This window comes from Acetobacter papayae (assembly GCF_047721125.1).
Taxonomy (GTDB): domain Bacteria; phylum Pseudomonadota; class Alphaproteobacteria; order Acetobacterales; family Acetobacteraceae; genus Acetobacter; species Acetobacter papayae.
This window is the reverse complement of record NZ_JBDNWF010000006.1, coordinates 74,352-96,488: the sequence shown is the minus strand read 5'-3', so window position 1 is coordinate 96,488 and position 22,137 is coordinate 74,352. Positions and strand designations below refer to the sequence as shown.

The 22,137-nt window shown below is 60.3% G+C and carries 21 protein-coding genes and 1 tRNA gene; 13 read left to right on the top strand and 9 right to left on the bottom strand.

Annotation, left to right across the window (positions count from 1 at the left end; genetic code table 11):
* Nucleotides 1–17 precede the first annotated feature (17 nt).
* Complete coding sequence (locus ABF757_RS03715) at nt 18–197, top strand: hypothetical protein (RefSeq protein WP_415480973.1); 180 nt, start codon at nt 18–20, stop codon at nt 195–197.
* Between the two features lie 171 nt (nt 198–368).
* On the opposite strand, the gene ABF757_RS03710 is transcribed toward ABF757_RS03715, so the two are convergent.
* The gene (locus ABF757_RS03710) at nt 369–695 is read right to left on the bottom strand and encodes a YggT family protein (protein WP_035371075.1); all 327 of its coding nucleotides are present in this window, start codon (nt 693–695) and stop codon (nt 369–371) included.
* A 94-nt stretch (nt 696–789) separates the two neighbouring features.
* On the opposite strand from ABF757_RS03710, the gene ABF757_RS03705 reads away from it, so the two are divergent.
* Nucleotides 790–865: transfer RNA gene (locus tag ABF757_RS03705), tRNA-Ala, on the top strand.
* Nucleotides 866–965: 100 nt separating this feature from the next.
* Here the strand turns inward: ABF757_RS03705 and ABF757_RS03700 are convergent.
* A complete protein-coding gene (locus tag ABF757_RS03700; RefSeq protein WP_415480972.1) occupies nt 966–1,304 on the bottom strand; it encodes a tRNA-binding protein in 339 nt (112 codons plus the stop codon).
* 4 nt (nt 1,305–1,308) lie between these two features.
* The gene (locus tag ABF757_RS03695; RefSeq protein WP_415480971.1) at nt 1,309–2,295 is read right to left on the bottom strand and encodes a DMT family transporter; all 987 of its coding nucleotides are present in this window, start codon (nt 2,293–2,295) and stop codon (nt 1,309–1,311) included.
* Nucleotides 2,296–2,393: 98 nt separating this feature from the next.
* On the opposite strand from ABF757_RS03695, the gene ABF757_RS03690 reads away from it, so the two are divergent.
* The 5 genes from ABF757_RS03690 to ABF757_RS03670 all read left to right on the top strand — a co-directional run bounded on the left by ABF757_RS03690 (nt 2,394) and on the right by ABF757_RS03670 (nt 6,037).
* Nucleotides 2,394–2,876 (top strand): Lrp/AsnC family transcriptional regulator, encoded by a 483-nt coding sequence (locus ABF757_RS03690; RefSeq protein ID WP_415480970.1) that lies wholly within the window; start codon nt 2,394–2,396, stop codon nt 2,874–2,876.
* Between the two features lie 158 nt (nt 2,877–3,034).
* Entirely contained in the window at nt 3,035–3,271 is a 237-nt protein-coding gene (locus ABF757_RS03685) for a (2Fe-2S)-binding protein (protein WP_025861215.1), read from the top strand.
* 68 nt (nt 3,272–3,339) lie between these two features.
* The gene (locus ABF757_RS03680) at nt 3,340–4,326 is read left to right on the top strand and encodes an NAD(P)H-dependent glycerol-3-phosphate dehydrogenase (protein WP_415480969.1); all 987 of its coding nucleotides are present in this window, start codon (nt 3,340–3,342) and stop codon (nt 4,324–4,326) included.
* 189 nt (nt 4,327–4,515) lie between these two features.
* Nucleotides 4,516–5,049, top strand: a complete 534-nt coding sequence (locus ABF757_RS03675) for a Dps family protein (protein WP_415480968.1) — start codon at nt 4,516–4,518, stop codon at nt 5,047–5,049.
* Nucleotides 5,050–5,296: 247 nt separating this feature from the next.
* Entirely contained in the window at nt 5,297–6,037 is a 741-nt protein-coding gene (locus ABF757_RS03670; protein WP_415480967.1) for a TetR/AcrR family transcriptional regulator, read from the top strand.
* A 39-nt stretch (nt 6,038–6,076) separates the two neighbouring features.
* On the opposite strand, the gene msrB is transcribed toward ABF757_RS03670, so the two are convergent.
* Complete coding sequence (gene msrB / locus ABF757_RS03665; RefSeq protein WP_415480966.1) at nt 6,077–6,475, bottom strand: peptide-methionine (R)-S-oxide reductase MsrB; 399 nt, start codon at nt 6,473–6,475, stop codon at nt 6,077–6,079.
* Nucleotides 6,476–6,632: 157 nt separating this feature from the next.
* Here msrB and ABF757_RS03660 point away from each other — a divergent pair, with 157 nt between their 5' ends.
* Genes ABF757_RS03660 through ABF757_RS03645 form a run of 4 tightly spaced genes read left to right on the top strand, consistent with a single transcriptional unit; the run spans nt 6,633 to nt 12,374 of the window.
* Nucleotides 6,633–8,138 (top strand): sodium:solute symporter, encoded by a 1,506-nt coding sequence (locus ABF757_RS03660; RefSeq protein ID WP_415480965.1) that lies wholly within the window; start codon nt 6,633–6,635, stop codon nt 8,136–8,138.
* Nucleotides 8,135–9,079, top strand: coding sequence for an N-acetylmuramic acid 6-phosphate etherase (locus ABF757_RS03655; RefSeq protein ID WP_415480964.1), 945 nt, complete (start codon nt 8,135–8,137; stop codon nt 9,077–9,079). The genes ABF757_RS03660 and ABF757_RS03655 overlap by 4 nt, the downstream gene beginning before the upstream one ends.
* A complete protein-coding gene (locus tag ABF757_RS03650) occupies nt 9,076–10,122 on the top strand; it encodes an N-acetylglucosamine kinase (protein WP_415480963.1) in 1,047 nt (348 codons plus the stop codon). The genes ABF757_RS03655 and ABF757_RS03650 overlap by 4 nt, the downstream gene beginning before the upstream one ends.
* Nucleotides 10,119–12,374 carry a beta-N-acetylhexosaminidase gene (locus ABF757_RS03645; protein ID WP_415480962.1) on the top strand — a complete coding sequence of 752 codons (2,256 nt, stop codon included), beginning with the start codon at nt 10,119–10,121 and terminating at the stop codon, nt 12,372–12,374. The genes ABF757_RS03650 and ABF757_RS03645 overlap by 4 nt, the downstream gene beginning before the upstream one ends.
* A 9-nt stretch (nt 12,375–12,383) precedes the next feature.
* On the opposite strand, the gene ABF757_RS03640 is transcribed toward ABF757_RS03645, so the two are convergent.
* The 3 genes from ABF757_RS03640 to ABF757_RS03630 form a co-directional block, all read right to left on the bottom strand.
* Nucleotides 12,384–13,568, bottom strand: coding sequence for a methyl-accepting chemotaxis protein (locus ABF757_RS03640; RefSeq protein WP_415480961.1), 1,185 nt, complete (start codon nt 13,566–13,568; stop codon nt 12,384–12,386).
* 217 nt (nt 13,569–13,785) lie between these two features.
* Nucleotides 13,786–15,648 (bottom strand): Na+/H+ antiporter, encoded by a 1,863-nt coding sequence (locus ABF757_RS03635; RefSeq protein WP_462897823.1) that lies wholly within the window; start codon nt 15,646–15,648, stop codon nt 13,786–13,788.
* A gap of 69 nt (nt 15,649–15,717) precedes the next feature.
* Nucleotides 15,718–16,629 carry a LysR family transcriptional regulator gene (locus ABF757_RS03630; protein WP_415480960.1) on the bottom strand — a complete coding sequence of 304 codons (912 nt, stop codon included), beginning with the start codon at nt 16,627–16,629 and terminating at the stop codon, nt 15,718–15,720.
* A 116-nt stretch (nt 16,630–16,745) separates the two neighbouring features.
* On the opposite strand from ABF757_RS03630, the gene ABF757_RS03625 reads away from it, so the two are divergent.
* Nucleotides 16,746–17,519 (top strand): SDR family oxidoreductase, encoded by a 774-nt coding sequence (locus ABF757_RS03625; protein ID WP_415480959.1) that lies wholly within the window; start codon nt 16,746–16,748, stop codon nt 17,517–17,519.
* 154 nt (nt 17,520–17,673) lie between these two features.
* Entirely contained in the window at nt 17,674–19,965 is a 2,292-nt protein-coding gene (locus ABF757_RS03620; RefSeq protein ID WP_415480958.1) for a TonB-dependent receptor, read from the top strand.
* A gap of 87 nt (nt 19,966–20,052) precedes the next feature.
* Here the strand turns inward: ABF757_RS03620 and ABF757_RS03615 are convergent, their stop codons facing one another.
* Nucleotides 20,053–21,420, bottom strand: coding sequence for an outer membrane beta-barrel protein (locus ABF757_RS03615; protein WP_415480957.1), 1,368 nt, complete (start codon nt 21,418–21,420; stop codon nt 20,053–20,055).
* A gap of 60 nt (nt 21,421–21,480) precedes the next feature.
* On the bottom strand, nt 21,481–21,954 hold the full coding sequence (locus ABF757_RS03610) for a c-type cytochrome (RefSeq protein ID WP_415480956.1): 474 nt from the start codon (nt 21,952–21,954) through the stop codon (nt 21,481–21,483).
* Between the last annotated feature and the right edge of the window lie 183 nt (nt 21,955–22,137).

Here is a 22,137-nt window from a genome sequence, read left to right as displayed (position 1 = left end):
AAGAGGGTTTTCAAGAGATGGGCATGTTTGTGTGCGTGGCGCTGCTGGGCTTTGACCTGATCGCTTTTTTCCTGGGCATGAGCACGTCGTCGCTGAGCGCGACAGTCGTGGCCTTCCTCGTGCCGGTTATCATCATGAGCGGCTACACCCTCATGCATATTGAAAAAGACAACAGCCCGGCCCCGGTTCATCACTAAAAAACGGCTCCTGCCGCCTTGTTAAAAGGAAGGCAGGAATCAGTTGGGCGGCCTTATTAAGGCACGAATACAAAAAACGCCGAACTTCCCGCATGGAAGGTTCGGCGTTTTTTATTGCCATAGCCAGTAACCAGCCATGGCAGTCAACATGGCTGGTGGCCCCATTGCTGTTCAGCCGCCATTCTCCATCGACAGGTAAAGCAGTTTGACCAGTGTTGGCTGCAACACGTACTGAATGAGCAGCAGCACCACCATGGGGCTGAAATCTATACCGCCGGGTGTCGGCAAAACCCGACGCACGGGTGCGAGAACCGGCTCGGTCAGGCGCTCAAGAAAAACACCGATTTTCCAGACGATCTGGTTACGGCTGTCTAGAATGCCAAAAGCGTACAGGTTCACGAAGATGCAGGATACAAGCAGAATCCAGCAGTAGATTTCCAGCACGCGCGTCAAAATCACAAACAATACAAACACGATAGAACCTGATCCTTCCGCCATGGCACGGCATTCCGTCCTTCGGGTATAGTGGTATATAATACAGCTTGACAGAAAATTGGTAAGCCCTATACACGACCTCACCGAAAAGACAGGCGGGGCTGTAGCTCAGTTGGGAGAGCGCCTCGTTCGCAATGAGGAGGTCAGGGGTTCGATTCCCCTCAGCTCCACCAGCCGCCTGAACCGGTTTTATACCCCAGAAAATCAGTTGCTTCTGCCTGTTTCAGTCAGTCTCGCTTGCCTGTTTCCTCGGGCATGGAAACACTGTTCTGGTTAAAACAGGCGGCTACCGTTTGGCACGCTCCGTTCGGGGGTGATCAGAACAACATTTCTGTCTGTATCTGGAAAACCGAGCGTTAAAACTTCCGAGATAAACGGGCCAATCTGGCGCGGTGAAAGATTGACAACACAGGCCACCTGTCGGCCGATCAGGTCATCTGCGCTGTACAATTCTGTAATCTGGGCGCTTGAGCGTTTTGTTCCGATTTCCGGCCCCAGATCAATGGTAAGTTTCCATGCCGGTTTGCGGGCTTCTGGGAAAGGCTGCACATCAATGATCGTGCCTGCGCGGATATCCACTTTTGTGAAATCATCGAAAGACAGTACAGACATCACCTTACACTCCATTTTCCATCAGAGCATTGACCGCCCTACGCCCTCTGGCGGCATGTTTCTGGTGCACTGAAACGCATGTCAGCACACTCAGGGTAATGCACACGAAGGCCGCGACCTCAAGCGGGCGGGGCCAGCGGCTTTCCCACAAAAAACCGTAAATCAGAGCAAAAAAGGTTTCGAACAGGATCATCTGCCCGGTCATGGTCAAAGGCACCAGACGGCTCATCCGGTTCCACAGGGCATTGCCAAAAATGGATGCAACAATGGCAACCCCACAGGACACGGCAACAAACCGCCCCCACTGCTCCACACCATAACTGAAAGGTCCGCTCAAAAGGGCGACAGGGCTCAACACCACAGCCTGCGCACCCGTGACAATGCCTGTCAGCAGGTTCCAGTCATGAACGGAAAGCGAATTCAGGCGCACAAGGCAGCGGCTGTTGCCCACCGCATAGGCTGTCCACAACACCAACGCGACAACCGCGCAGAAAAAACCGCTTACAGAATGGCTGCCAGCACCAGATGCTGCAAGGGCCTGCCATGCAATACAACTTGCCCCTGCCGTGCAGAACAGGAGTGATGGCAGCAGCGCATAAAAGGATACAGCCCCTTTATCCCGGCTACCGATAATCGTGACCGTAACGGGTAAAAACCCGATAACCAGCGAGGCGAGCGCAATGCCGCCTTTCTGCACGGCCATGGACAGCAGGATATAATAGAAAATATTGCCACACAGGGAGAGCCAGAAAAGCGCCTCCCAATCCTTTTTCTTTATACTGTGCCGCAGGGTTTTCCAACGCGGTGCAATCATGATGGCGGACAGGATGCCATAGGCCAGATAACGCCCTATCGCCACCTGCATGGGGGTGAACGGACGCGCCAGTTCCGGCGCCAGAAAAACCAGCCCCCATAAAGCGCCCGCCCCTGCACCGCACAGCATACCCAAAGACATGGTCTGTGCTGTATCTACCTGTTTATTATCTGCCATGATGGTCACGCCATGTGTCTCCTTGCGCAGAGACATATCATCGGGAAAGTGATTTTTGTGCTCTTGATTGGTCGCCTTAATGCAACAAAAACTCGCATATGAGCAAAAAACCCACCCCGCGTGCACTGGATGATTTCGACAGGGCTATTCTGCGCATTCTCCAGAAAGACAATAAAACGCCCCAGCGGCAGATTGCCGAGCGGGTCAATCTTTCCGCCGCAGCCGTGCAAAGGCGGATTGCCGCCATGGAAAATGCCGGGGTTATTGCCAGCAATACGGCTGTTGTGAACGTACAGGCCGTACGTATGAGCATTACCGCCATTGTTGAAATACGCCTGAAGGATGAGCGGATCGAAACAGTCGATAACGCGAAAAAGCTGTTTCACAGCGCTCCGGAGGTGCAGCAATGTTACTATGTTACAGGTGGTATCAGCTTTATCCTGATTGTGATTGCTCCGGACATGAGCACTTATGAGGAAATCACCCGCCGCCTTTTTGCTCAGAATGACTCGGTTGCGAGTTATCGCTCCCTGATCGCTCTGGACAGGGTCAAGGCTGGAAGCACGATCGTTATCCCCTGACAGCAGCGTGCGGGTAGAATCGGCCCCACTCAGAGCCTGCCACACCACCAAAAGCTGGCCAAAACCCACCTGCGCGGACGGCTACACAAAACTATTGCGACTAATTATCATTTGTTGTTATTGTTGCTTCAGGACGCAACGACTCAGGGCTGTGATCTATGGTTGTCTGTTCGTGTAACCGACTTACCCATGTTGATGTGGAAACGGCAGTCGCTGGTGGCGCAACCCATCCGCGCGAGGTCTATGCTGCACGCGGGTGCCGGGCACAATGCGGTAACTGCGTGCAGGGTGTAGTGTGCCTACTGCGCGAAGCCCGCAAGAAGCACCAACTCGCCCATGAAGCCGCAGCCCGGCAGGCCGTGGCCTCCAACGCGGAAATCGCCCTGTCCGCCTGAGCACAACAGACAGTCCGGCCCGCTCAGCGGCCTTGCGCAACAGCGGGGCTTCTGGCACGGCTCGAAACATGAACAAACCCTTTCTTGTCATGGGTGCTGGTGCGTGGGGCACCGCACTGGCCCTGCATGTAGCCCGCACCGGCGCACAGGTTCATCTGTGGGCCCGTTCAGACCTTACCCTGCCATCAGGGGCCATGCCCCGCCTGCCAGACTTTCCGCTACCCGGCTCCGTGCAGGTCTCGTCCACGCTGCCCGATACAGCGTTTGAAGCCGTGCTGGTGGCCATACCGACGCAGTCTCTCTCCAGCATCATGCCTCTGCTGCCCGCCGGAACACCGGCCATTCTGTGCTGCAAGGGCATAGAGCGGCAGACACTTGCTTTTCCGCTGGATATTCTGGCGCGCGAACGGCCTGATGTTCCCGGCGCTGTGCTCTCAGGCCCCAACTTCGCACGCGAAATTGCCGCAGGGCTGCCGGCTGCCGCTGTTATTGCCGCACCGCATATCAGTCTGGCCCGCAGCCTGACAGACAGGCTGGCCACCCCGCTTTTCCGCCTCTACGCCAGTCAGGACTGCATGGGCGTGCAATTGGGGGGAGCCGCTAAAAATGTCATCGCCGTTGCGGCAGGAATCTGCATTGGTGCCGGTCTGGGAGAAAATGCCCGCGCAGCACTGATTACACGCGGCCTGGCTGAAATTACACGTCTGGCCTGCGCGCTGGGCGGACAGGCGGCCACGCTGGCGGGGCTGGCCGGGCTGGGCGACCTGCTTCTGACCTGCACGGGTGATCAGTCGCGCAATTACCGCATGGGGCTGGCCCTTGGCAGGGGCGCATCCACCACCGATGCTCTGGCCAGCCTGCCCGGCGTGGCAGAAGGTGTCACCACGGCGGATGCCCTTGTGACACTGGCGGCACAGGCTGGTGTGGACGCGCCCATTACCCAGTGCATTGCGGCCTTTTTGTCCGGGCAACTGACCCTTTCGCACGCGCAGGCCCTACTGCTCAGCCGCCCGCTGAAAGAGGAATACGAAAGCCCCGCATCCAGCGGGCATTAAGCTCTGGCAAGAGCCTGTCACAAGGCTGTCATCGTTTTCACGTTTCCGTGCGATGAAGTATTTTTTTCCTTCATATCCGGGCGGCTCCCTTGCATGCCGAGCCATAGCCGCCACGTAATCAACAGGCAGTCAGCCGCTTTGAAGCAAGCCTGACTGCGCGATGGTTATTAACGGAAAAAGGCCGAAACCATGACCAAGACGACAGCCTCGCAAGCCCATGTCCGGGAATATCTGGGTACGCCCAGCGATCTGGATGCAAAAAAACTCCAGGCCGTGACAGCCGGGCTGGCGGACGTTCTGGCCGATGTCTTTGCCCTGTATATCAAGACCAAAAATTTCCACTGGCATATGAGCGGTCGCCATTTCCGCGACTACCACCTGCTGCTGGACGAGCAGAGTCAGGAACTGTTCGCCATGACTGACCCGCTGGCCGAACGCGCCAGAAAGGTTGGCGGCACAACCCTGCATTCGGTAGGCGAAATCAGCCGCAAGACAGTTATTGCCGATAACGATGCCGAATATGTCACGCCCGAAGACATGCTGGCCGAACTGCGTGAAGACAACCAGACCCTTGTCCGCCGCCTGCGCGCCGTGCACGACCTGTGTGACGATGCGCATGATGTCGCCACCGCCAGCCTGATTGAAAACTGGATTGACGAAGGCGAACGCAGGACGTGGTTCCTGTTTGAAAGTACCCGCCCGGCCTTTGGCAAAAACGACTGATACAGTCCGGCGCCAGCCCCATAAGCGGTCCTGAAAGCCGTTTTCATGGCTGGCGCATGCCTGTCCGTCTCTTCAAAGCAAGACTACCAGTTCAACCGCCCCGGCTGCCGGGCGGTCGATATCCTTTGCTTGCAACCTGTTCACCGGACGGACTACAAACACCCGACAATGGCCTAAGCCACCCCCGGAACAAGCAAGAAAGCACCGCATGCCTGCGTGTGCAGGCAAGAACAGAACGAACAGATCAGTGCCCGAGTCCCGCCCGCCTTCTTCCTCCTGCGATACGGATGCAACCAAGCGCCCAACCCGCCTGCTGGATATGCTCAACCCCTGCATGAAAGGCCGCAAGCGCCGGTGCGGGCGCCCTACGGCCCATGATACGGAAGAGCTGGATCAATATCTGCTGGAAATCGCCGCGGGCCTGTTCGTGCAGCATGGTTATGCGGGCACTTCCATAGACCAGATTGCGCGCAAGGCCTCGGCCAGCAAGCAGACCATCTACCGCCGGTATCCTTCCAAGGAAGCGCTGTTTATCGCGGTTATTTCAGACCTGACAGGCACCGTGCTGCAAGCCATGGCTGCCACCCCGCTGAAAGACCCGCTTGAGGAACTGCGCCACATCTGCACCCTGCTGCTGGACCTGACCCTGCGGCCGGATTCACTGGGCACCTACCGTATTCTTATTGCCGACGGGCACCGCCACCCCTCGCTGCTGCGGCAGGCGGTGGAAGCCATTGGCCAGCCTTTCCACAATGCGATTGTACGCCTGCTCAAGGCCGCGGAAAGCAAGGGCCAGATCGAGCCCGGCAATGCGGACGATACCGCCGCCCGCCTGCTGACAGGGCTGATTACCGGCTGGCCGCTGGAAGACAGCCTGTTCGGGCTCGACCCGCTCAAGAGCAAAGCGGAGCGCGAGGTTTTTTTCGACCGCGCATGGGCTTTTTTCCTGCGAGCCGTAGGCGGTCGCCACGGCCTGCCCGCCGCCTGACACGAGCTGTAACCGCAGGTTCTTTCCCCTTTAAGCCGTTTATGTTCCCGCAGGCCGGAAAACCAGCGCCAGACCGTTAATGCAGTAGCGCTCGCCCGTGGGGGGCGGACCATCGGGAAAAACATGGCCCAGATGCCCTTCGCACCGCGCGCAATGCACCTCGGTCCGCACCATGCCGTGGCTGGTGTCGCGTTGCGTGGCAACGCCTTCGGGCTCGGGTCGCCAGAACGAAGGCCAGCCGCTTCCGCTTTCATATTTGGCGGCAGAACTGAACAAGACCGTGCCACAGCCCGCACAGCAGTAAACACCATCGCGCTTTTCATGATTAAGCGGGCTTGAACCCGGATACTCGGTGCCGTGTCCGCGCAGGATATGCTCCTGCTCGGGGCTGAGGGCGCCACAGGCCGCTTGCCCACATCCGTTCTGATCGTGCTGCATATGCCTCTTCCTTTTTATCTGTTCCGCCCCGCTGGCAGGGCCAAAGCGGACAGGGCCAGAACAGCCCTCCGCCGGATTTCGCATAAAGGCCGTTCCGATCCCGGACAAACACGCCTATCATTTACGATATGGTGTTGCGCACGCTTTTTCCACCGCCATGACTACGCTGGACTGGCTGACCCTGCTGGCCTATCTGGCGGGCATGCCCGCCCTTGCCCTCGCCCTTGCGGGCAGGCAGGCCTCGGCCCATGCCTATCTGGAAGGCCATGGCGACCTGCCATGGTGGGCACTATGCCTGTCCCTTGTGGCCACGGAAACATCCACCCTGACACTGATCAGTGTGCCGGGCATCGCCTATGGCAGCGGCATGGTGTTCGTGGGACTGGCTCTGGGCTACCTGCTGGGTCGTGGTATTGTGGCATGGGCATTTCTGCCGCTGTATCAACAAGGCCGCATGCTCAGTGCCTATGACTGGCTGGGCCAGCGCTTTGGCCACACGCTGCAACGGCTGGCTTCGGGCACGTTTCTGCTCACCCGCCTGCTGGCGGAAGCCGTGCGCCTGTTCGCAGGTATGCTGCCATTGGCGGGCATATTGGCGGCCCTGCATTTCTCTCTTTCCGCTCCCGTGCTCCTTGCCGCTATCATGATACTGACACTCGCCTACACACTTCAGGGCGGGTTACGCGCGGTGGTCTGGTCAGACAGTATCCAGTTTGCGGTATATCTTGGGGGCTCGCTCGCCTGCGCCGCCCTGCTATGGCATGCGGCTCCCCCCGGCACACTCGACATGCTGCATGAAGCGGGGCGTTTCAGCCTGTTTACCCACCATGCGCCCGCCTTTACCAGTCCGTTCACGCCACTGGCGGCCATTGGCGGCGGGGCGGTGCTCTCCCTTGCCTCGCACGGAACGGATCAGCTTATGGTGCAGCGTGTACTGGCCGCCCGCAGCCTGCGCGATGCCCGGCTGGCCCTCATGGGCAGCGCCATTGGTGCCGGCCTCCTGTTTAGCCTGCTTTCGCTGGTGGGGGTTCTGCTCTGGGTGCACCACGGCGGCGTATCGGCAGCGCAGGCCGGTTTTACCCGCACCGATGCCATTTTTCCCGCCTATATTGCCCAAGACCTGCCATCCGGCCTGCGGGGGCTTATGCTCGCAGCCATTCTGGCCGCCACCATGGGTTCGCTTTCCTCTACCCTGTCGGCCATGACCGCCGCCGTAATGGGAGATTTTTCTACTCTCTGCCGCCCACTGCTACACTGGTGCGGCACACCCAACCCGGATCTGGCCCGCCTGCGCCTTGCGCGCGCCATTACAGCATTCTGGGCCGTTGCCCTTGTGCTATGCGCAAGCCTGTTCGCCCATGCCGGGCAAGCTGCGGTGCTTGTCGGGCTGTCCATTGCCGCCTGCGGATATGGCCCCATGCTGGGCAGTTATCTGGCGGGTATGCTGCTGCCTAAACTCAATGCGCGCGATCTGGTGCCCGCCTTCTGTCTCAGCCTGCCTGCCTCCGTGCTGGGCATGCTGTTCCTTCGCCCACACGGGCAGCCACTGGCTTTTGCATGGCTGATCGCGCCGGGCATGGGCGTGCTGTGCGTGGCAGCACTGATAAGCCATGCTATAGGCCGCATGCGCCATACCGTCCGCCGGAACAGGACCTTTTCATGACCGAGCAAGCCCCCCCTCCCGCCCCGGCCCGCACGGAAATGCTGGACCCCCGTTACGACAGGCTGGAGCAATGGCCCACCACCACACTGCTTTCCGCCCTGCTGGACAGCCAGCTTGATGCAGCTGCCAGCGTGCGGGCGGCCCTGCCCGCCCTTGAAACGGCCATGGCCGAGGCGCTGCCCCGGCTGGAACGGGGTGGGCGTCTTTTCTACATAGGGGCCGGCACATCCGGCCGCCTTGGATTGCAGGACGGGGTGGAACTGATCCCGACCTATGGCTGGCCACGCGCACGGCTGGTACTGCTGCTGGCTGGGGGCGATGCCGCCCTTTTCAGCCCCGTGGAAGGAGCCGAGGATGACGAGGCCGAGGCCATCCGCGCCATGCAGGCCCATGCTCCCACGCCTGATGATGTCGTTATCGGTATCGCCGCCAGCGGCGGCACACCCTATACCTGCGCCGCCATTGCCCATGCCCGCGCAGCCGGCAGCCTGACCATCGGCATGGCCTGTAGCCCGGACAGCCGCCTGCTGGCTGAAGCGCAATGCCCGGTTCTGACATGGACCGGAGCGGAAGTCATTGCCGGTTCCACCCGGATGAAGGCAGGCACAGCCCAGAAAATAACCCTCAACCTGTTTTCCACCGGCCTGATGGTGCGGCTGGGCCATACATGGCGCGGCCAGATGGTGGATATGCGCCTGTCCAACATCAAACTGGTGCGCCGCGCCCACCGCATGCTCCAGCATCTGACCGACTGCACGCAGCCTCAGGCCGAAGCCGCTCTCCAGCAGGCCGAAGGCAGCATCAAACTGGCAGCGCTGTTGCTGCAAGGCCGTCATTCAGGCCTGCAACCCGCTCAGGCCCGCACCCTGCTGGCCTTGTGCAACGGGCGGCTGGGGCTGGCGCTGGAGCGGCTGGGCCAGACAAGCCTCATGCAGGCATGAAACAGGACAGCCACACCAACCGGGCAGACCCCACCATTCTGGCGCTGGATGGCGGCGGCACTTATACACGCGCGGTTATCATAACCCGCGAAGGCCATGTCAGCGCCCGTGCGGAAGGCCCCGGCTGTAACCCGTTCGACCGTCCCGACTGGGCAGAATGCCTGCGCACACTGCTAGAGCGCCTGCCACACCACGGCCTGCGGGCGGCTGGTCTTGGCATGGCGGGGTATGATGCCGAACGCCCGTCCTGCACAGCGCAGGACAACCTCGTACGGGCGGCTCTGGGGCCGGATATTGCCCTGTGTCTGGAAAACGATGTTGAAACCGCGCATCGCGGCGCGTTTGCCGATGGGCCCGGTATTTTTATTCTGGCGGGCACGGGCTCTGTCGTCATGGCCCGTGCGACGGATGGCCGCCCGGCCCGCGCAGGGGGCTGGGGTTGGCTGCTGGGAGATGAGGGCGGAGGTTACTGGCTTGGCCGCAAAGCCCTGCGCCATGCCACGCATTATCTCGACACCCCCCATGCGCCAGACCCCGCTTTTGCCCATGCGCTCCTGCACAGGCTGGGCCTGCCAGCGCCGGATGATGCACCGGGCTCCCACCATGCCACCACCACACGAGCCAATGCAGCCAATGCCCTGCGCGAATGGCTGCGCACACGCGCGCACTCCCGCTCCGCCATAGCGGAACTGGCACTGTTCGTAGGTGAACAAGCCGATGCAGGCAGCCCCACAGCCACGGCCCTGCTGCACCATGCCGCCCACCATCTGGCCGAACAGGCACAGGCCGCCACCGATCAGCTCGGCGAGGCCGCCCCCCTGCCATGGAGCCATGGCGGCAGTGTCATGCACAGCCCCATTCTGCTGGCCGCGCTAACGACCCTGCTGCACCGCGCGCCCCTGCCGCCACGGCTGCCCCCGCTGGGTGGGGCGGCCCTGCGCGCGGCACGACTGGCAGGCTGGACCTGCGGGCCAGACTGGATCAGCACACTGGCACACAGCCTGCGCGCCCACGCCCCAACCCAGCCGGAACCCACGCCATGACCCGCTCCCTCCTGCCGGGCATGGCCTGCCTGAGCCTGCTCTGCCTGCTGCCCCTGCCTTACGCACACGCACAATCCACCCCCCCTTACGCACAGATGGACACCTTGCCGCCAGCCCCCATGAGTGCGGCAACACCCCCCGTGCTCATGCCAACTCCCAGCACCCTGCGGAGCAGCGGCGAGGCCTTTCCCCTCCCATCCCGTCTGGACATACACTGGGACAGCCCAGCCACCCCCGCCTTGCGGCAGGCTGTGCAACGCCTTGAGCAGCGTCTGGCTGTTCTGACCGCCCCCCAAGGCACAGGAAACGCCCAGAGCGCCCCCTACACCGTGCATATCCATTACAGGCAGGATGCCCCCTTCCCCCGCCCGGCCATGCGCGAAGAATACGACCTGCGCACCTCCGCAACCGAAGCCCGGCTGGATGCACAGGAACCAGCCGGTATCCTGCGCGCACTGGCAACCCTGCTCCAGCTTGTCAGGATTGAGGCCTCAGGCCCGGTCATTGCGCAGGCCTCCATTACAGACAGCCCCCGTTTTGTCTGGCGCGGGCTGATGATCGACACCAGCCGCCACTTCATGCCGCTGCCCGCACTGCTGCGCCAGCTTGACGCCATGGAAATGGTCAAGCTCAACGTGCTGCACCTGCACCTGTCGGATGGGGCTGCTTTCCGGGTTGAAAGCAGGCTCTATCCCCTGCTGACCCGTAGCAGCAACCCGGACAGCCCGCGCGATTACTACACGCAGGACGAAATCCGCCAGCTTGTGCGCGCCGCCGCCGAGCGGGGTATTCGCGTGGTGCCGGAATTTGATACGCCGGGCCACACGTTTGCAATCCTGCGCGCCTATCCCGCACTGGCCGCCCAGCGCCCGCTCAACAAGACCGACCGGGCGGAAATCAACCGCGCGGCCATGGACCCCACAAACCCCGCCACACTGCTTTTTGTAAACCGGCTCTATACGGAAATGGCCCGGCTGTTCCCCGATCCTGTTTTCCATATCGGGGGGGATGAGGTCGTAGCCCGGCAATGGCTGCAAAATCCGCGCATTGCCGCTTACATGAAGCAGCACAAGCTGGCGGATACCGCAGCTCTGCAGGCCGGTTTTTCAAGACAGGTGGGCATGGCGTTGCATGCGCGCGGCAAGACCGTCATGGGCTGGGACGAAATTCTGGCCGCCGACCTGCCCCCCGGCACGCTGATCCAGAGCTGGCGCGGCCCCGCCCATACGCTTGATGCAACCCGCGCAGGATATGGCACCGTTATTTCCGGCTCCTACTATCTCGACCGCCTGTTGCCCGCCCGGGCCTATTATGAAACAGACCCGCTCGACACCAGAAAGGGCGCTGCCGAAGCCGCAGCAGCAGCCCAGACCACCGGGCCGGGCGGCACGGCTCCCGCTCCCCACGCCCCCACCGCCCCCCCGGATACCAGACAGGCGGCGGATGATACGCCCCTGCCGCCACTTTCAACCGAACAGGCAGCCCATGTGCTGGGGGCTGAAGCGGTTTTATGGACGGAAGTAATCAACGAAAACATGCTCGATGCGCGGCTCTGGCCCCGCACAGCCGCTCTGGCGGAGCGGTTCTGGTCGCCCGCTGCCCAATGCCGGGGCGAAACCCTTGCCCCGCGCCTTGCCGTCATGCGCGACAGGCTGGACCTGCTGGGCCTGCGCGCAACCCAGCAAACGCTTGCGGGGCTGGAACGCATGGCCCCGGGCGAAACCGGAGCCGCGCAGATTCTGCTCTCGGCAGTCTCTCCCGTGCGCAACTACGCGCATAATCACGAATTTCTCCAGATCCGGCACAAGGAAACCGCAACCGAGCAGCCATTGGACACACTGGCGGATATTGCCATGCCCGATACGCCACTGGCGGACCTTTTCAACGCCGAAGTCGCCGCCTTTATCGCGGGGGAAACAGCGCTCAAACCCGACCTGATCCGTATGCTCACATTATGGGCCGAAAATGACGAGGCCTTTCAGCGGGCAGCAGCGCACCATCCGGCACTCACCACCGGGCTCGCGGCCTCGGCCGAACTGGCGGCTCTGGCCCGGGCGGGGCTTGCGGCTCTCGGACAGGGCCGCCCCCCCGGCTGGCGGGAACAGGCCCGGGCGGCTCTCGATACGGCACAGGCCGATATTGCGGCCTCGGCCAGTATTCATGTCGTCACGCATGCACGCCAGCCAACAGGCGACCTGATCCAGCGCATTACGCCGGGCATTGCCCTCCTTGCCGAGCAGGACCGGCCCTGAACCTGTGGGTTATGCCTGCATGCCCATGCCATTGAGAACCCGGTGCATGTCAAACTCCAGCATGAGCGACCACGGCTGATCCGCCGCCCCCAGCCGGAGTGGATGCAGGATACGGACAATGCCTGCTGCATCCCTGTAGTTATGCGACTGCCCCTGCGTGATAGCCTGCCGCGCGTTCAGCGGCAGGTCTGTCGCCTCATGGCCAATCAGGGCTGCATCGGGGTGGGTGGCATACACCCCCGCATGGGACAGCAGCATCAGGCTACCGCTACCAAACGGTTTGCGGTCAGCCAGCCCGGCCTGTAATTCGTCGAGCAGAAAATCCGCCCCCAGCACGCCAACGAAACGTCCGTCCCACACGAGGGGAAGCACCAGCGATGTCACTTTTACGATCCGCCCACCTATGGGGTAATCGTAAGGTTCCAGCATAACGCTTGTGCCTGCGCGGCGCGGCATATCGTAATAGGCGTTCTGGCCGGGAATATCGTATCCCAGCAACGGTTCAAGAATGATCCGCCCGCCCTCGCGGTGCCAGTAGGAAATATAGCGCCCCGTTGCATCCGTGCCGGGCGTATTGGCGTGTTCGGCATCGCGCCCGTCAAACGCATCGGGCTCCATGCCGCAGAAAATACCCAGAAGACTTGGGTTGTTTTCCAAAAACTCCGTCATCACCGCATCAAAAACGGTGCGTGACAGGGGGGAACTGGTTCGCCGCAAGCCGCTGAGCGTATGGCGCAGCGCATCCAGCAGAGTAGCAATACGCTGGAACCACGCCTCGATCCGCGCGGCTTCAAGCCCGGCCAGACTGACAGCGGCCTGCATGAGCGCGCCCGCCTCCTCGCGCTCCACATCGTGCACGGCTTCGGTAATTTCACGTTTAACACTGGGCAGTATGCGATTGATATCCGCCGTGGCACTGGCCGTACGTTCGGCCAAGGTGCGGACTTCCGTAGCCACGACCGAAAAGCCCCGCCCGCTTTCTCCCGCCCGAGTGGCTTCGATAGTCGCATTGAACGACAGCAGCTTGGTATGCTTGGCCACCTGATTGATCACATCCGCCATGGACGCGATTTCCTCAAACCGCCGCTCCAAGCCGGTTACCATGGATTTTACGCGCTGTATGGTGCTCGCACCCCGCTCCGTATTGCCGGACGACACACCGCGAGCACCGCTCCGTATCATGGTTTCGCCCAAAACAGTTTCTCCTTAATCCGCGGCAGCACCCGTGCGTGTCTGCTGCCTGCCCGCCTGCCGAACCGGTTTCCCCGGCAGGCTATCGCGGATTATTTCGAAACGAAAGCGGAATAATAACGCCCCCGCCCGTATTCCGGTGGAAACAGCACCCTATGAAGCACAAGCAATTAAACGGTTCTGCCAAACCGGATGGCCAATCCCCCGCCCCCTTGCGGGGCTAGTCTTCGCGGGGCAGACGCAAGGACTGGTAGCGGATGACCTGCTCCTCGTAATCCAGTTCTTGCTGGAGCTTCCATTCCGTCTGGTCGTTGATTTCGCGCCGGGTCACCATCTGGTGCATGACCTGCCGCTCCATGCGGAGCACCTGCAGGCGCAACGCCAGATCAAGCCGGGCATGCCGCACGGCACTCCGCCGGTCTTCCACGCCGATACGCGGGGTGGCATCTTCTTCATCCAGCCGACATTCATAAAGCTGGATCAGCCTGTCAGAAACCTCGCGCCGAAGCTGGCAGTCTTCCTCCGACAGACCGGGGGAAGCGGGCGTATCCTGCGCCGCTACCGCATCCGGCCTCGCGGGCAGTGCGGAAGAGGCAGCGCGTGCCGGAGGCCGTGCTACTGGCTGGGCGACTGCCTGGGCTCCGGCCTGCACCGGCTGGGCAGGCACAACCGCCCCGACCGGCGCGGGAGCAGGCGGGGCAGCCGCCGCGGGGGCCTCCACCACGGCTGCATCGTGCACCTTGCGCAGCACGCCCAGTGCCGCGCGGATAAGCTTCTGGCGGGCAAGGTTTTCTTCCTGCGCATTCTTGTCCACCAGTTCCGGCGGGATAAACCGCAGGCAGAAAGGAATCCCCACGCCAGCGCAGAGCAGCGAGAGAATGATAACCCCTGCGGCTATCACCACCACGCTTTCACGCCCGGGGAATTCCGGCGTACCATCCAGCCCCATGGGCAAAGACAGCACCGCCGCCAGCGTAACGGCACCACGCACGCCAGCGAGGGTCAGCAACATATTGGCCGCAAACCCCGTGCGCTCATACGGCATGTGATTAAGCCGCGCCCCCGCCCAGCGCCCGGCCTCGCACAGCAAAAGCCCGAACAGCCGCATGACCACCATGGCGCCGTATACTTCAACAACCAGCACGCCATACTGCCAGAAGGCCGCATTATGCGCCTGCGCCAGATCGCGCGCACTCATAACAAGGGAGGGCAATTGCAGGCCAAGGAACAGGAAGATCAGCGCATTGAAGACATAGCTGACAATGTTCCACACCGTGTTGGCCTGCAGGCGGGTCATGGTCGCGGCTTCTTCCACCGAGCCGGACAGCTTGAGAATCATGCACCCTGCAACCGCCGCCAGAATACCCGAACAGCCCGCCGCCTCGGCCGCCGCATACATGGCAAAAGGCAGCAGCAGCACAAGCACGATCTGGGAGCGGGCCTCATCGAGCTTGCGGCGGATCAGCTCATGGTTGATGCGCGAGGCCACCCACGCAACCAACGCGCCGATAAACAGTCCCCCGAAAGCTACCAGAATGAACGTGCCGAAAGCCTGCCGGTAGGAAAATTCGCCCGTCATGGCGTCAGCCATGGCAAAGCGGAAACACACCAGCCCCGAGGCATCGTTAAACAGGGCTTCGCCCGAGAGTAGTTGCAAAAGCCGCCCGGGCACCCGGCGCCCCTGCAAAAGGCTGGACACCGCCACCGTATCGGTAGGCGATAGGGCGGCTGCAAGGGTAAAACACACGGGCAGACTGAATACCGGCAGTATCCAGTGAATGATGTACCCGCACACGATCGTGTTCATGATAACCAGCCCAAAGGCCAGAAACAGAATGGCCCGCCGCATTTCCCTGAATTCACGCAGCGGCATGCGAAACGCATCCGCGAACAAGAGCGGGGGCAGGAACACGAACATGAACAGTTCGGGCCGGATACCGATATGCAGACCGCATAGCGCCGCCCCGACCCCCAGCACGATCAGGATGATGGGCTGGGGAACCTTCTGGCGGCACGCAGTCGCCACAAGACTGCTGAACGCGGCAAGCCACAACAGCAAAAGAACGGTCTGGACAGTCAGCATAACAGCATGTGCTTGGCCGTATCCGCCAGTGGATGCAAGAGCCACGCGCCCCGAATCAGGGCAGTGCCGTCAGGTGCCCAGCACATGGCAGGACAAAACCCCGTGTAGCCAGTCGGCAAAAACACGCAACCGCGCGGATAGGTGCCTGCGGTGCGGGTAAAGCAGGGCCATGGGCATGGGGGCTGCGCGCCAGTGGGGCAGCACCTCCACCAACTCACCCGCCGCCAGATGCGCCCGCACATCGTATAACGGCACCTGTATAAGCCCGAGCCCGGCCAGACAGCAGGCGATCTGGGCTTCAGAGCAGTCCACCGTTACGCGGCCCGGCAATTCGGCCAGTTGTATGCCGCCTGCATCCACCCATTCCCACGGCTCAACCCGCCCGAGTGTGACAGAGGCATAAAGCACCGCCTCATGCCCCTCTGCCACCAGAGTTTGTGGGTGCTGCGGCACACCATGACGGGCCAGATAGGCAGGGCTTGCCACATTCACCAGTGTCAGTTCCCCCATGGGCCGCGCCACCAGAGCGGATGACCGCAGGGCCCCAACCCGCAGGGCACAGTCCACCCCATCCCCCGTCAGGTTAATAGGCCTGTCCGTCATGCCTAGCGTAATCTGCATGGCTGGGTGTGCGGCCAGAAAATCCGGCAAGGCCGGGGCTACCACCAGCCGCCCCAGACGGGCAGGCAGGTTAACGCGCAACATGCCACGCACGCCAGCGGCCCCCGGCCGAAACAGGGATTCGGCCTCCTCCATATCCATGACCAGACGCTGCGCATGGGCATAAAACGCCTCACCATCGGGGGTGGGGGTTACGCTGCGTGTTGTGCGAGTTAAAAGCCGCGCCCCCAGTCGCTCCTCCAGTTCACGTATGGCGGCGGAAACGCTGGAGCGCGGCGTATCGAGCATGCGGGCCGCCCGTGTAAAGCTGGCCATATCCACCACACAGGTAAACACCCGCAACAGATCTACCCGGTCCATACCCGCCCTGCCCTATTGTTCGTTATTTCTGACATATCATGTCAGAACACGCTTATTTATCAGATTTTTCCGACTGATATGGTGGAAGGGAACGGAACTCAACAGGACAGACAACAATGGTGAACCACTCCCTGCACGACAAAACGGTTCTGATAACCGGTGGTGCCAAAAACCTTGGCCGACTTGTAGCGCGCGACCTGTCAGCCCATGGGGCTGCCCGCATTGTCATCCATTACCATAATGCCGCAGATGCTCAGGCCGCACAGGACACCGTGCGCGAGATTGAACAGAACGGTGCGCGCGGCTTTGCCCTTCAGGCCGACCTGACCCAGCCCGGCGCCGTTGCCACCCTATTTACGGAGGCAACCGCCCGCGCCGGAGCCCCCGACATTGCCATCAATACTGTGGGTAAAGTTCTAAAAAAGCCCATACTCGACACAACGGATGACGAATACGAGGCCATGTTTGCGGTTAATACCCGCGTAGCCTTTCAGTTTATCCGCGAGGCCGGGCGGCACCTGAACGATAATGGCAAGCTGCTGACACTCGTTACCTCGCTGCTGGGTGCCTATACGCCGTTCTATGCCACCTATGCAGGAGCCAAGGCTGCCGTGGAACATTTTACCCGCGCGGCGTCGAAGGAGTTTGGCGCACGGGGCATTTCGGTCAACGCCATAGGCCCCGGGCCAATGGACACACCATTCTTTTACGGACAGGAAGCCCCCGAAGCCGTGGCTTACCACAAGACTGCCGCTGCCCTTTCGGCCTTCAGCCCCAGCGGCCTGACCGAAATCGAGGATATTGCCCCCTATATCCGCTTTATCGTGTCCGAAGGCTGGTGGATGACCGGCCAGACCATTCTGCTCAATGGCGGCTACACCACCAAATAGCCTCTCCCAAACTGCGACAATATTGCAACAGGCACGCAACTCCCGCACGGAGCGCGTGCCTGACATGCGTTTTGGCTCAAAAAATAATTGTTATGTTATATTGTAACATATATCCCTGTGCAGGAACTCACTCCAGCCAGGATCGCCTTACATCATGCTACGCCGCATTCCGCGCCTTCTGCTCTGCTCCTCCGTTCTGGCCGGGCTGCCCCTCACCAAAACCCACGCTCAGACACAGGCACAGGACACCACGCCGGTTTCACCCACGCCCCTGAAAGCCAGCACCACCACGGCTGCAAGCACACCCACCACGAAAACAGACACTCCGGCCCGCCAGAGCACGGTCCATATTGTCGGGCGCACCCCGCACGAGGCCGAGCAGGTCATTGTTACCGCGCATCTGGACCAGCAGCGCATTGCCCTGTCCCCCTCGACCGGGGCGACTGTGCGCACATTCAGCCGCAAAGACCTTGAAACCATCCCCGGTGGCGATAACGCCCCGCTTAATCAGGTGCTTTTGCAGGCTCCTGGCGTAGCGCAGGACAGCTATGGCCAGATCCATGTCCGTGGCGACCATAACGAAGTGCAGTTCCGCCTTGATGGCGTGCAGTTGCCCGAAGGGCTGAGCGTGTTCGGTCAGGCACTCATGACCCGCTTTGCCGATCACATGTCTCTCACCACGGGGGCGCTGCCCAGCCAGTTCGGTTTCCTACAGGCAGGGGTTGTGGATATTACCACCAAGAACGGCACCACCAATCCTGGCGGCAATGTCTCGGTTTACGGTGGCGCACGGGATTACTTTTTTCCTTCCGCACAATACGGTTTTCATGAAGGAAAGTGGGATTTCTTTGCAACTGCGGATTTCGTGCATGACCGCACCGGTATCGAAAACACCGTGCCAAACTTCAATGCCCAGCATGACCTGAGCAACCAGTACCACTTCCTCGGCCACCTGCGCTACACCGTGGATGAAGACACCCGCATCAGCCTGATTGCTGGTGTTTCCAATGCGGAATACCAGCTCCCCAATAATCCGGGACAGCTTCCGGGGCAGTGGAGTGGCAATTACACCCCGCCCTCCAACCTGCCGGATAGCGGCACGCTTAACGAACATCAAAAGCAGATAACGGATTTTGCCGTTCTGTCCCTGCAGAAAGAAATCGGGGCTTTCAGCCTTCAGGACTCCGTATTCACCCGCTACAGCAGCCTGCGCTACTCGCCCGACCCGGTGGGCGATCTGAACTATCTGGGCATAGCCCAGCGCGCAGCCCGCTCGGTTTTTTCCACCGGCACGCAGCATGATGTCACATGGCGCGCCGCACGGGATCACACAGTGCGCTTCGGGTTTCAAGTTTTTGTCGAACGCAACGTGTCCAAGACCTCATCCACCGTCTTCAACGAAATTGGTGAGGACAGCGGCGTTTACGATATGGCCAACCCGCGCACCATCCTTGATGGCAGCGGCAAAACCGGCATGATCTACGGCCTGTATGCACAGGACGAATGGCGTGTCCTGCATAACCTGACCATCAATTACGGTCTGCGTTTTGACGGGGTAAGCGAATATACATCAGAAAATCAGGTCAGCCCGCGGATCAACGTAGTCTGGAAACCCTGGAAAGGGGCAGCACTCCATGCTGGCTATTCGCGCTATTTCACCCCGCCTCCGTTTGAAGTTGTCAGCGGTGCGTCCATCGCCCGTTTCAGCAATACCAGTGCCGCTGCCGCCAGCACCGGCAACAATACGGTTAAAGCCGAGCGCGACCATTATTTCGATGCTGGGATCGAGCAGACCATCCTGCCGGGCCTAAGGGTATCGTTTGACGCCTATTACAAACTTGCCAAAAACATGATCGACGAAGGGCAGTTCGGTGCCCCCATTATCCTGAGCGGCTTCAACTACCGCAAAGGACAGGTGAACGGTTACGAAGTCGCCGTTTCCTACGACCATGGCCCGCTCTCTCTTTATGGAAACTTCGCGTGGTCGCGCGCCATTGGCAAAGACATCACCAGCGCGCAGTTCAACTTCTCGCCTGCTGATCTGAGCTATATCCAGAACCACTGGGTACATCTCGATCACGACCAGCGCTGGACGGCCTCCGCCGGGGCGGCCTATGCGTTCTTCCACACCACGCGCTTTCCGCTGCGTCTGTCCGCAACACTTGTTTATGGCTCCGGGCTGCGGAAAGATGATGAGGTTAACGCGGATCTGACCATCCCCAACGGTCTGGCTGTCTCTCCTTATGCCACAGTCAATTTTTCCGCCGTGCAGACCATTCGCAACACGTTTGGCAGCCGCTGGAAAGGCGATACGCAACTGCGTCTGGATGTGATCAATCTGGGCGATCACGCCTATCAGCTCCGCGATGGCAGCGGTATTGGGGTGGGGGCTCCCCAGTACGGTCTGCGCCGCACCATTCTGTGTGGTATTTCTCAGGGGTTCTGATTTTACCCTCTGTGCTGCCTGTTCCGGCGGGCAGTACAGAGGCAAACCGTTTAGCCCTTCATCTTACGCTTGCGTGAAGGGAAGACTTCAAAAAGACCACACGGCATCACAACTGAACCAGAACATGTTGTTGGTACCATTATCCGCAAAATTGGAACCGGGCGTATCCGTGGGTGAAACACGGTTGAAAGGCCGTGTGCCATTGAGGGATTTATCCAGCCTGATCTCGGGGCGGATAACAAGGCTGCCTTTAGGCAGATGCACGAATTGCGGCCTGTAGGAAACGCCCACCGTCAGTTCACCATAGGTAGTGCCCGGCCCCTGATCATACGGGTAGCTCTCCGCCCCCCGCAGGTAATTGATATACGACATGGTGGATGTATTCATGCCCACAACATTGCCGTTATTATCGCGAAAAATTTCACCACGGGCATTAAATGTCAGCCACGGGTAAAAGTCGTGCGCGAAATAGGTGGTGACACCATAGGCATCGTCACGCAGATAATCATCATGGAAATAGGTCGCATTCAGGGTAACACTAGTCGTGTCGTTAATCCTGTAAGTCGCGATAAAGTCGCCTATATATTCCATTTCGCGGTTGGCATCGGCCCCTATATCGGGGTTGTGCATGTTCTGCTGCGGGCCGACATAGGTCAGTGCGGTCATGTCCAGCTTGCCACCCGCCAGACCTTCGAACTGAAAGCCGAAATAGCCCTTAGGCCGGTTGTTATTGCCTGCATCGCCAAATGTAGTGGAGTTACCGGCGTTAATCCCGATAATCCAGCTTGTATGCTCGCTCAGATGAATGGTGGCCGTAACCCCCACGACCTCAAACGGCACGATATAGTCCGAAGAATAATTGTAGCTATAAAACGGTCTTTCCAGCGCATCCGTACCCTCATAGCCAAGCAGACCGTACATCTGCCCAATATTCAGGTCGATACCGCCTTTGGTCAGCCATGGCAGATGGGCATCAATATGGGCCTGTGTTGGTGCCCATTGGTACAGGCCGGTCAGATTACCGTCTCCCATACCAATGGTGGGGGTGAAACGCGCATCGGAGCCGTACATCACCTCAAACAGAAACCCCAGACCATACCCGCCCCCCAGATCCGTCACGGGATGGGACAGAGTGCCCGTAATCTGGTTGAGGGTGCCTGTATTGGCGCGGTCCACATAATACTGTGCCCAGTTTCGTCCGGTCTGGGTCCACGGATTACCGTTCACACCCGCTTCCACCACCACATGACCTTCCAGATCATCAAACCAGCTATGGCTCTTCTGCGGCGCGAGCGAGACGGGAATCCGGGCGGCATCACGCTTTTCTCCCGCTGTTTCTTCTGTCACCAGCGGGCGACCATCGCTTTCGGAAAGGATTTTTTCCTGAGCCATGGCCTGAACGGCTGCAAACTGAAAGACAAGGCAGGTACTGATTGAAAAATAGCGCGAAACCATAAAGCGTTTTCTTTCTCATACCAGAAAAACGTCAAAGACCAGACAAGGTATCCACCCGCATTACGGCAGCGGGTGTGCAGCATTCAGTTTATTACGCTCTTCCAGAATAGCGGCCGGGGCCAAAGAGCCTTCCGCACGCGCTGCCGTGATTTCATTCGCACTAAACTTCGGTGCCGGCTGTGTCGCACCCAGCGATGCAATATAAGTCAAGACAGCAGCAATCACCGCATCCGGCTGGGAACTGAACGACGGCATATAACCCGAATAGCTCTGCCCCCCGGCCTTGATCTCGCCCGAAAGCCCGTTGAGCAGCACATGGGCAAGGTAGCGCCGGCCTTGTGCTGTTGCGGCTATCTGATCAACCCGGCCTGCCAGTGCCGGAAACTGACCGGGCACACCGTTTCCACCGGCCTGATGGCACAGGCTGCATGTCGCCCCGTAAAGGTCTCTCCCGTCATCAGCCATGGCCTGCCCGACCGGCAGCGCCAGAAACAGTGCTGCCGCCATGCCATAGCGCCTGATCGTATCGTTCATGCTTTCCCTCTTTATCCTCTCTCGCCGCTCATCCGCCCTTCTGGTGCGTATTGCGCGAAACCTTACCCGCATTGGCGCGTGCTGCGCCGTTATACATTTCTGACGTTTCACATAAGGGATTAAGGTCATCACGCCAATCTGCCACCAGAAGAAGAAAAACTGCGCCAGACAACCACCATGATG

Bases quoted from the DNA above. Each gene is read 5' to 3' on its own strand.
- ABF757_RS03715 (WP_415480973.1), top strand. From the start codon at position 18: ATGGGCATGTTTGTGTGCGTGGCGCTGCTGGGCTTTGACCTGATCGCT.
- ABF757_RS03710 (WP_035371075.1), bottom strand. From the start codon at position 695: ATGGCGGAAGGATCAGGTTCTATCGTGTTTGTATTGTTTGTGATTTTG.
- ABF757_RS03700 (WP_415480972.1), bottom strand. From the start codon at position 1,304: ATGTCTGTACTGTCTTTCGATGATTTCACAAAAGTGGATATCCGCGCA.
- ABF757_RS03695 (WP_415480971.1), bottom strand. From the start codon at position 2,295: ATGGCAGATAATAAACAGGTAGATACAGCACAGACCATGTCTTTGGGT.
- ABF757_RS03690 (WP_415480970.1), top strand. From the start codon at position 2,394: ATGAGCAAAAAACCCACCCCGCGTGCACTGGATGATTTCGACAGGGCT.
- ABF757_RS03685 (WP_025861215.1), top strand. From the start codon at position 3,035: ATGGTTGTCTGTTCGTGTAACCGACTTACCCATGTTGATGTGGAAACG.
- ABF757_RS03680 (WP_415480969.1), top strand. From the start codon at position 3,340: ATGAACAAACCCTTTCTTGTCATGGGTGCTGGTGCGTGGGGCACCGCA.
- ABF757_RS03675 (WP_415480968.1), top strand. From the start codon at position 4,516: ATGACCAAGACGACAGCCTCGCAAGCCCATGTCCGGGAATATCTGGGT.
- msrB (WP_415480966.1), bottom strand. From the start codon at position 6,475: ATGCAGCACGATCAGAACGGATGTGGGCAAGCGGCCTGTGGCGCCCTC.
- ABF757_RS03660 (WP_415480965.1), top strand. From the start codon at position 6,633: ATGACTACGCTGGACTGGCTGACCCTGCTGGCCTATCTGGCGGGCATG.
- ABF757_RS03655 (WP_415480964.1), top strand. From the start codon at position 8,135: ATGACCGAGCAAGCCCCCCCTCCCGCCCCGGCCCGCACGGAAATGCTG.
- ABF757_RS03650 (WP_415480963.1), top strand. From the start codon at position 9,076: ATGAAACAGGACAGCCACACCAACCGGGCAGACCCCACCATTCTGGCG.
- ABF757_RS03645 (WP_415480962.1), top strand. From the start codon at position 10,119: ATGACCCGCTCCCTCCTGCCGGGCATGGCCTGCCTGAGCCTGCTCTGC.
- ABF757_RS03635 (WP_462897823.1), bottom strand. From the start codon at position 15,648: ATGCTGACTGTCCAGACCGTTCTTTTGCTGTTGTGGCTTGCCGCGTTC.
- ABF757_RS03630 (WP_415480960.1), bottom strand. From the start codon at position 16,629: ATGGACCGGGTAGATCTGTTGCGGGTGTTTACCTGTGTGGTGGATATG.
- ABF757_RS03625 (WP_415480959.1), top strand. From the start codon at position 16,746: ATGGTGAACCACTCCCTGCACGACAAAACGGTTCTGATAACCGGTGGT.
- ABF757_RS03620 (WP_415480958.1), top strand. From the start codon at position 17,674: ATGCTACGCCGCATTCCGCGCCTTCTGCTCTGCTCCTCCGTTCTGGCC.
- ABF757_RS03615 (WP_415480957.1), bottom strand. From the start codon at position 21,420: ATGGTTTCGCGCTATTTTTCAATCAGTACCTGCCTTGTCTTTCAGTTT.
- ABF757_RS03610 (WP_415480956.1), bottom strand. From the start codon at position 21,954: ATGAACGATACGATCAGGCGCTATGGCATGGCGGCAGCACTGTTTCTG.